An 8,478-nucleotide genomic window follows, 5' to 3' on the forward strand; every position below is an offset into this window, starting at 1 on the left:
CCGTTTTGCCAGCGCCCGGCACACCCCGGCGGGTTGCGGCTGAGCAAAATTGGAGAGTGACGCACATTGGCTGGTCACAAGAATATTTATGCCGAATTCGACCGCTCCCAGCTCGCGGAGAAAACCCGCGTGTTCACCCTGGCCAAGGCCCTCGGCGTGCCGTCGAAAGAGCTCGTGGTGGCGCTGTCGGAGCTCGGGGTGGTCAAGGTCGCGCAATCCACGCTGACGCGCGCTGAGAGCGAGCAGCTTCTCGACGCGCTCGCCGACGCCGCCGCCTCAGACACCACCGGCGACGAGACCGCCGACGACGCCGCTGACGAGAAGATCCGCCAGCGCGTGCGCAAGGACGTGGAAAACGAGATCCACCAGATCGAGGAAAAAGTCGAGGCGGACCTGCGCGAGGGCCCGCTGACCGACGTCGAGCCGGAGATCACCCCCGTGCCGGAGGAGACCACCAACCGCGCGCCCGTCTTCAAGGCCCCGGAGCGCAAGCGCCGCCGCGCCACCCGCCAGGCTGCCCCGAGCGAGGAGAAGGAGCCCAAGCCTGACGACGAGGCTTCGCCGGAGGACGTCGATACGCAAGAGCCCGAAGTCATCGAAGAGCCGAAGGCGATCAAAGGCTCCTCGCGCCTGGAGGCGCAGCGCCGCCGCCGCACCGAGAAGCGCGAAGAGCAGCGCAAACGCTCCCGCATTGTCAGCCAGGCCGAGTTTTTGGCGCGCCGCGAGTCCGTGGAGCGCCACATGGTGGTGCGCGAGCGCGACCGCCACGACGGCCACGGCAAGATCACCCAGGTCGGCGTGCTCGAAGACGGGCTGCTGGTGGAGCACTTCGTCACCGCCGAAAGCCAGTCCTCCATGATCGGCAACATCTACCTCGGCCGCGTGCAGAACGTGCTGTCCAGCATGGAGGCCGCGTTCATCGACATCGGGCAGGGCCGCAACGGCGTGCTCTACGCCTCCGAGGTGGACTGGAAAGCCGCCGGGCTGGGCGGGCGTTCGCGCCGCATCGAGCAGGCGCTGAAATCCGGCGACCAGGTGCTGGTGCAGGTGACCAAGGACCCAGTCGGCCACAAGGGCGCGCGCCTGACCACCCAGATCTCGCTGGCCGGCCGCTACCTGGTGTACGTGCCGGGCGGCCGCAGCGCGGGCATCTCCCGCAAACTGCCGGCGCCGGAGCGCAAGCGCCTGAAGGAGATCCTGAACAACGTCGTGCCCGGCAAGGGCGGGGCGATCATCCGCACTGCAGCCGAGAACGTGCCGGAAGAGGCCATCGCGGCTGACGTGAATCGCCTGCACAACCAGTGGACCGCCATCCAGAACCAGGCGGAAAAGGAGAAAAGCTCCAAGGGCGCGAAGCCGGTCACCCTCTACGAGGAGCCGAACATCCTGGTCAAGGTCGTGCGCGACCTGTTCAACGAGGACTTTACGTCGCTCATCGTCGACGGGCGCAAGCCGTGGAACACCGTCCACGCCTACGTGCAGTCCGTCGCCCCGGACCTGCTGGACCGCCTGGAGAAGTTCGACCGCTCGAAGCACGACGGCAAGGACGCCTTCGAGGTCCACCGCATCGACGAGCAGCTGCAGAAGGCGCTGTCGCGCACCGTGTGGCTGCCGTCCGGCGGCACCCTGGTTATCGACCGCACCGAAGCCATGACCGTCATCGACGTCAACACCGGCAAATTCACCGGCTCCGGCGGCTCGCTGGAGGAGACGGTCACCTCCAACAACCTGGAGGCCGCCGAGGAGATCGTGCGCCAGATCCGCCTGCGCGACATCGGCGGCATGATCATCATCGACTTCATCGACATGATCCTGCCCGAAAACCAGGAGCTCGTGCTGCGCCGCCTGAACGAGGCGCTCGGCCGCGACCGCACCCGCCACCAGGTCTCCGAGGTCACCTCCCTGGGCCTGGTGCAGATGACACGCAAGCGCCTGGGCAACGGCCTGCTGGAGACCTTCTCCACCGAGTGCGAGTGCTGCGGCGGCCGCGGCATCATCGTCTCCGACGACCCCGTCGAGCACGACCCCTACTCCGAGCGCGGGCGCGAAGAACGCTCCAAGCGCCGTTCGCGTGACGACGAGCACCGCTCCTCCCGCGGCCGCAACAAGCCCGCCGAGGCGGAGCACGACACTGAGCACGACACCGGACGCGACTCGGGCCGCGACGAGCAGCCGTCGCGCGGTTCGCGCCGCTCCAAGCGCAAGCACCTCAACGAAGACGAGATGGACAACCTGCTCAACTCGATCTTCAGCGACGACAGCGACTCCGCTGACGCTGCGGATTCCGACACCGACGACGACAGCTCCGAGCCGCGCCGCCGTTCCTCGCGCCGCCGCGGCCGCCGCGGAGGCAACCGTGGGCGCGGCCCACAGACGGACCGGACGGACCAGACGGACGCGCAGGAGCAGCGCGACGAGCGCCCGGCGGACACGCAGGACACCCCGCAGCAGAGCTTCGAGGAGGCGGTGGACGAGTTCGACAACTCGCCGCGCCGCAAGCGCCGCACCCGCGGCAACTCCCGTTCGGATCACCGCCCGCGCCGCGAGGACTACCCGGACGCCGCCGAGGAGACCACCGCAGCAGCAGCCGACTCGGATGCCAAGAAGGTTGAGCCGGCAGAAAAGGAGAAGCCGGCGGCGGGCCGCCGGGGCCGCCGCCGCGCCGTGCGCAAGTCCAACGCCACGTCCGCCGCAGCCGCCAACGCCCGCGCGGCCGAGAAGGAAAGGCCGAAGAAGGAAGAGGGGCAGGCGGAGCGCCGTCGAGAAGCAAAGGCTTCCCCGCGGCGCGGACGCAGGCGCGCCACACGCCGCAGCAGCTAACGCGGTTTGGTAAAGCGCAAGGTGCCGGTGTAGTCTTGCCGAGTCGCTGTTTCGGGGCGTGCCGCCTCGTTGCCTACGCATGCGGGCACGGCAGGCTCACCATCGGCCCCGAAACGCTCAAACTGTTCCATTTCCGCCTCCGAGCATGCAGGGGGCGGGCGAGTAGAGATAAGGGGTAACCCTCTATGTACGCGATCGTCAAGACCGGCGGCAAGCAGTACAAGGTTGCCGAGGGCGACCTCGTCAAGGTCGAGAAGCTTGAGGGTGAAGCAGGCGACAAGGTCGAACTCACCCCGATCCTTCTCGTAGATGGCGCAGACGTCACCTCCGGCGCAGACGCACTGTCCAAGGTCAACGTGACCGCAGAGATCGTCGAGCACGGCAAGGGCAAGAAGGTCGACATTCTGAAGTACAAGAACAAGACCGGCTACAAGGTCCGCCAGGGCCACCGCCAGCAGCAGACCACCGTCAAGATCACCGGCATCAAGTAAACACATAGGAGAATTTGAACAATGGCACACAAGAAGGGTGCATCCAGCTCCTCGAACGGTCGTGACTCTGAGTCCAAGCGCCTCGGTGTGAAGCGCTTCGGTGGCCAGCAGGTCAAGGCCGGCGAGATCCTCGTCCGTCAGCGCGGCACCAAGTTCCACCCGGGCGACAACGTCGGCCGCGGCGGCGACGACACGCTGTTCGCACTGACCGCAGGCTCCGTCCAGTTCGGCATCAAGCGTAAGCGCCGCATCGTCAACATCGTCCCGGCCGACGGCCAGGGCGTCGCTTCCGAGGTCCTCGAGCAGGCCGAGGCAGCAGGCGTTGTCGACGAAGGCACCGCCGAAGAGGCAACCGCCACCGCGTAACCGCGAAGCGTAGGCGCCGCCGGTCCATTCGGGCCGACGGCGCTTTTTGCATATCATCGTCCGTGTCCTAAAGAAAGGCGGGAAAACCCACCATGGCCCAATTCGTTGATCGCGCAACCCTGCACCTGCAAGCAGGCGACGGCGGCCACGGCTGCGCGTCCGTCCACCGCGAGAAGTTCAAACCGCTCGGCGGACCGGACGGCGGCAACGGCGGGCACGGCGGCGACATCGTGCTTGAGGTGTCCACCCAGGTCCACACCCTGCTGGACTTCCAGTACCGCCCGCACATCAAGTCGCAGCGCGGCGCGAACGGCGCCGGCGACTGGCGCAACGGCGCCCGCGGCGAGGACCTTGTGCTGGAGGTGCCGGTGGGCACGGTGGTGCGCAGCGAGGACGGCGAGGTGCTCGCGGATCTCACCGTCCCGGGCACCCGCTTCATCGCGGCCGAGGGCGGCTTCGGCGGCCTGGGCAACGCCGCCTTGGCGACGGCGAAGCGCAAAGCCCCCGGTTTCGCGCTGAAAGGCGAGCCGGGGGAGGCGCACGACCTGATCCTGGAGCTGAAGTCGATGGCGGATGTGGGCCTGGTCGGGTTCCCGTCGGCAGGCAAGTCGTCCCTCATTTCCGTGGTTTCTGCCGCGAAGCCGAAGATCGCGGACTACCCGTTCACCACGCTTGCGCCGAACCTGGGCGTGGTCAACGTCGGCCACGACACGTTCACCATCGCGGATGTGCCTGGCCTGATCCCGGGCGCGAGCGAAGGCAAGGGCCTCGGCCTGGATTTCCTGCGCCACATTGAGCGCACCGCGGTGCTCGCGCACATCGTTGATGTGGCGACGATGGAGCCGGGCCGCGACCCGATCTCCGACATCGAGGCCCTCGAGCATGAGCTGGACACCTACGCCGACGCCCTGGACATGGACTCCGGCCTTGGCGACCTGCGCGAGCGTCCCCGTCTGGTGGTGCTGAACAAGATGGACATCCCGGAGGCGAAGGAGCTCGCTGAGTTCCTGCGCGCGGACATCGAGGAGAAGTTCGGCTGGCCGGTGTACATGATCTCCACCGCCACCCGCGAAGGCCTGGACGAGCTGAAGTGGGCGCTGTGGGACATCGTCAAACGCACTCGCAAGCAGCGGCGCACGATGCCTATCGACGAGCCACAGGTCATCCGCCCCAAACTCATCGGCCGCCGCCACGACGATGGGGGCGTGGAGGTCGTGCGCGACCCCATGTACCCGGAAGGGTGGCTGGTCACCGGCGAGAAGGTGGAGCGTTGGGTGCGCCAGACGGACTTCGAAAACGACGAGGCCGTCGGCTACCTGTCGGACCGCCTGAACAAGGCAGGCGTGGAAGACATGCTTCGCAAGGCCGGCGCCCACGAGGGCGACACGGTGACCATCGGCGAGATCTCGTTCGACTGGGAACCGTCCATCGGCGGCGACCCGACGCTTGCCGGCCGCGGCCAGGACGCGCGCCTGGGCGGCACGGACCGCACCTCCGCGGCGGAGCGCAAGCGTGCGTCCCAGGCCCGCCGCGGGCTTATCGACGAGTACGACTACGGCACCGGCGAAGAAGCCGACCGCGAGCGCTGGCAGGGCTAGGGCCGCGGGTTAGCCACAGGCGTAGACTTTCCGCGTATGACAACGCTTCGCCAAACGATCGCCTCCGCCCGCCGCATTGTGGTCAAGCTAGGCACGAGTTCCCTGGTCAATGCCGCAGGCGAGCTGGATCCGGCGAAGATCGACCGCATCGTGGACGCTATTGAACACCGCATCGTGCGCGGTTCCGAAGTGGTCGTGGTTTCCTCGGGCGCCATCGCGGCGGGCATGGGGCCGCTGGGGCTGAAGGCACGCCCGCGCGATCTGGCCACCAAGCAGGCGGCCGCGTCGGTGGGGCAGATCCACCTCGCGCAGGTGTGGGGTGCCTCGTTTGCGCGCTACGGCCGCACGATCGGCCAGGTGCTGCTCACACAAAGCGACGCCGGGTCCCGCGAGCGCGCCCGCAACGCGCAGCGCACCATCGACCGGCTGCGGCAGATGGGGGCGGTGCCGATTGTCAACGAGAACGACACGGTGGCCACCTCCGAGATGCGCTTCGGCGACAACGACCGCCTCTCCGCCATCGTGGCCACCCTCGTGTCCGCGGACGCGCTGGTGCTGCTGTCGGACGTGGACGGCCTCTACGACAAGAACCCCGCCGATCCAGGGGCGAAGCTTCTCGACGAAGTCCGCTCCGGCAACGACCTCACCGACGTCGAAGCCGGCGACGGGGGCGTCTTCGGCACCGGCGGCATGGCGGCGAAGGTCTCGGCCGCGCGCCTGGCCACCCGCGGCGGCGTGCCGGTGCTGCTCACCGCCACGGAGAAGATCGAGGACGCGCTCGAAAACGCGCAGGTGGGCACCGTGTTCCACACTCGTCCGGAGAGCAAACTCAACGCCTGGAAGTTTTGGGCCCTCTACGCAGCGGACGCTGAGGGCGTGCTGCGCTTGGACAAGGGCGCCGTCGAGGCCGTGACCCGCGGCGGCACGAGCCTGCTCGCAGTGGGGATTACCGGGATCCAAGGCGAGTTCCATGCAGGCGACATTGTGGAGATCCTTGGGCCGGACTCCGAAGCTATTGGTCGCGGGGAAGTGGCGTACGACGCCGCGGAGCTTGCCACGATGTGCGGCCGCCACTCCGACGAGCTGCCCGAACACCAACGCCGCCCAGTCGTCCACGCCGACTACCTGAGCAACTACGCCTCCAGGTTGTAGGGGGTAGCCGTAAGTGAAGTTTCAGTGCACCTGGAGGGTGTGTTCAAGGGCGTCGATGAGTGTTCGCTTCTCATTCGGGCTTTGACCATTGAGGTAGTACTGCCAGTTTTGGGCAGGGTCCAGCGCATCGAGGAGTAGTGCGAGTTGCGCTCCTGTTTCGTATGGCATCCGGCCGGCGAGAAAGCCTTCGTCGAGCTGCCCTGACTGGTAGAACGGCACTATTTCTGAAAACGGCGCGTGTGCGGTGTTGTCGAAGTACATAGGTCCGAAGTCGTATCCGACGGCTTCGGAAGGAGGGAAACGCCAAGCTCAAACGATGTAAATCTTCCGAGTTGACGCGTCCCTCACTAGGCTAGGGGCACCCTTTGTCCTTGTAGGCATATAGCGGGGAGCGTACGTGCGCATAAGTTGACTCACGCCTACACAGCTTTGCTCTCGCTGTATGGCAACTTCGCTTTGACGCCTTCGACTACTTGCCTTTATGTTTGGCCTTCTTTTTAGCGGCACGGATCTGAAATTTCCGTTGCGCTTTCTCGCGCCGAGCGATCCGAGAAGCTTTCTTTTTGTTTGCGTTAGCTAATTCAAAATTTAATTTTGTTGCTTCTTGGGCTTTCGAGGACACCCCTGAGGTCTTGCGTTGCTCTTTATTTGACGGGCGTTTCTTTTCGGTACCGGTAGGGCGGTATCGGGTACCGGGGTGTTGGTGGTTGCCGGTACCCGTTTTTTACCCCCGGTTACGGCTTCTGGGGTTGACGCAGCCGTTTGGGTATGGCAGGGCCCATCCTTTCTTGTTTGATGTCGTCGCGGGTTCGCATGTCTTCTCCCGTCAGGGTGAGTTTCGAGCCGTGGTTGGCAAGACGGGACATCACCGCGTCCGCCAGTGCTGCCTCTGAGAACACGTCGTACCAGTAATCGGGTTCGTGCTGGCTGGCGATCACGGTAGAGGCATGCTCACGCCCGACGAGCAGGTTGAACACTTGGTTCAACGCGTGCGCTGAGACATCGGTGGCGAGGAAGTCATCGATGACGACAAGTGCCGGGGCCTGCAAGTCGGCGAGGAGTTGTTTGCGGGCCTGGGGATGCTCAGCCGCAGCGTCGAAATCGTTGGCCAGGTCGTTAAGCCGGAAGTAGCGGGTGGTGAGTTTTTTGCGGCACGCCGCGACGGCCAGGGCTTGAGCGAGGAAGCTTTTACCGGTGCCGGTAGCTCCCACGATGATGAGGTCTTTGCCGTAGTCGACCCATTCACAGGTGGCGAGCCGGTCGATGCGGTCTTGGGTTACACCGCGGCCAGGATAGGCATCGAAGCGCTCGAGTGCGGCGGTTGAGCCAAGGAGTTTCGCTTCACGCAACCTTGTCTGGATGACCTTGTTGTCGCGGGCGGTGAGTTGAGCTTCGAGGGCTTCTTTGATCTTGTCTTCGAAGGAGTCGTTATCGCGCGAGGGGTCGTTGACGATCTCTTGGATCGTCGCGGCGAACACGCGCATCCCGCGCAGCGAGCCGAGCTTGTCGAAATCTTCATCGGTTAACGCCATGATGCTTCTACGCCTCCTCACCGAATTCAAGCTCACTGAACTCGAACGCTGCTTTGCCCCGTACATGCGACACCTGCGCAGCTGGGGCGCGACGCGCCACCGGCCTAGTTGACGCAGCAGATGATGTTGGTGATTGCGCACCACCTGTGGCAGTGGCGGTGCGAGTTTCGAGGTCTTTGATGGTGTCGTGGACTTTGCGCACCGACGGCACCATGCGGGAATCGAGGACGTCTTGGCAGGCTTGTTCAAGCAAGCTGCGGGAGTACTTCTTCGACAGGCCCAACACGCCAAGGGCGCTATTGTAGGCTTGGGCTTCAACTTGGCGGGCGTGAAACATCTGGCGGATGAGTTCGTAGGTTGCGGCCCCAATACTTTGAGCCCATGACTCAATCCGGCCCGAGGGTGTCAGGAAGTTTGTGTGTGAGGCTCTGATTGAGAGGGAGTTTCACCGATAATGACTACGGTGTCACCGAAGAAAAACCATGACCCGGCGAGGGTCAACGAGATCAGCGAGAAGCT

At 65.2% G+C, this 8,478-nt stretch carries 8 protein-coding genes and 1 pseudogene; 5 read left to right on the forward strand and 4 right to left on the reverse strand.

Going from position 1 to position 8,478, the window contains the following annotated elements:
• Positions 1-66: 66 nt before the first annotated feature.
• From MHX64_RS09320 to proB, 5 genes are all read left to right on the forward strand, one after another.
• Entirely contained in the window at positions 67-2,820 is a 2,754-nt protein-coding gene (locus MHX64_RS09320; protein ID WP_239356600.1) for a translation initiation factor IF-2 N-terminal domain-containing protein, read from the forward strand.
• Positions 2,821-3,005: 185 nt separating this feature from the next.
• Complete coding sequence (rplU, locus tag MHX64_RS09325) at positions 3,006-3,311, forward strand: 50S ribosomal protein L21 (RefSeq protein ID WP_181888932.1); 306 nt, start codon at positions 3,006-3,008, stop codon at positions 3,309-3,311.
• 21 nt (positions 3,312-3,332) lie between these two features.
• The gene (gene rpmA, locus MHX64_RS09330; protein WP_181888931.1) at positions 3,333-3,677 is read left to right on the forward strand and encodes a 50S ribosomal protein L27; all 345 of its coding nucleotides are present in this window, start codon (positions 3,333-3,335) and stop codon (positions 3,675-3,677) included.
• Between the two features lie 92 nt (positions 3,678-3,769).
• Entirely contained in the window at positions 3,770-5,275 is a 1,506-nt protein-coding gene (obgE, locus tag MHX64_RS09335) for a GTPase ObgE (protein ID WP_181888930.1), read from the forward strand.
• 36 nt (positions 5,276-5,311) lie between these two features.
• Positions 5,312-6,427, forward strand: coding sequence for a glutamate 5-kinase (proB, locus tag MHX64_RS09340; protein ID WP_239356598.1), 1,116 nt, complete (start codon positions 5,312-5,314; stop codon positions 6,425-6,427).
• A 21-nt stretch (positions 6,428-6,448) separates the two neighbouring features.
• Here the strand turns inward: proB and MHX64_RS09345 are convergent, their stop codons facing one another.
• The 4 genes and pseudogenes from MHX64_RS09345 to MHX64_RS09360 form a co-directional block, all read right to left on the reverse strand.
• On the reverse strand, positions 6,449-6,688 hold the full coding sequence (locus MHX64_RS09345; RefSeq protein ID WP_181888928.1) for a hypothetical protein: 240 nt from the start codon (positions 6,686-6,688) through the stop codon (positions 6,449-6,451).
• A 208-nt stretch (positions 6,689-6,896) separates the two neighbouring features.
• Positions 6,897-7,076, reverse strand: a pseudogene (locus MHX64_RS09350) (DUF2992 family protein); the annotation flags it as partial.
• Positions 7,077-7,161: 85 nt separating this feature from the next.
• Positions 7,162-7,959, reverse strand: coding sequence for an ATP-binding protein (locus MHX64_RS09355; RefSeq protein ID WP_239356594.1), 798 nt, complete (start codon positions 7,957-7,959; stop codon positions 7,162-7,164).
• Between the two features lie 7 nt (positions 7,960-7,966).
• Entirely contained in the window at positions 7,967-8,296 is a 330-nt protein-coding gene (locus MHX64_RS09360) for a hypothetical protein (protein WP_239356593.1), read from the reverse strand.
• Between the last annotated feature and the right edge of the window lie 182 nt (positions 8,297-8,478).

Source organism: Corynebacterium sp. ACRPZ, assembly GCF_022346205.1.
GTDB classification, from domain to species: Bacteria; Actinomycetota; Actinomycetes; order Mycobacteriales; family Mycobacteriaceae; genus Corynebacterium; species Corynebacterium lehmanniae.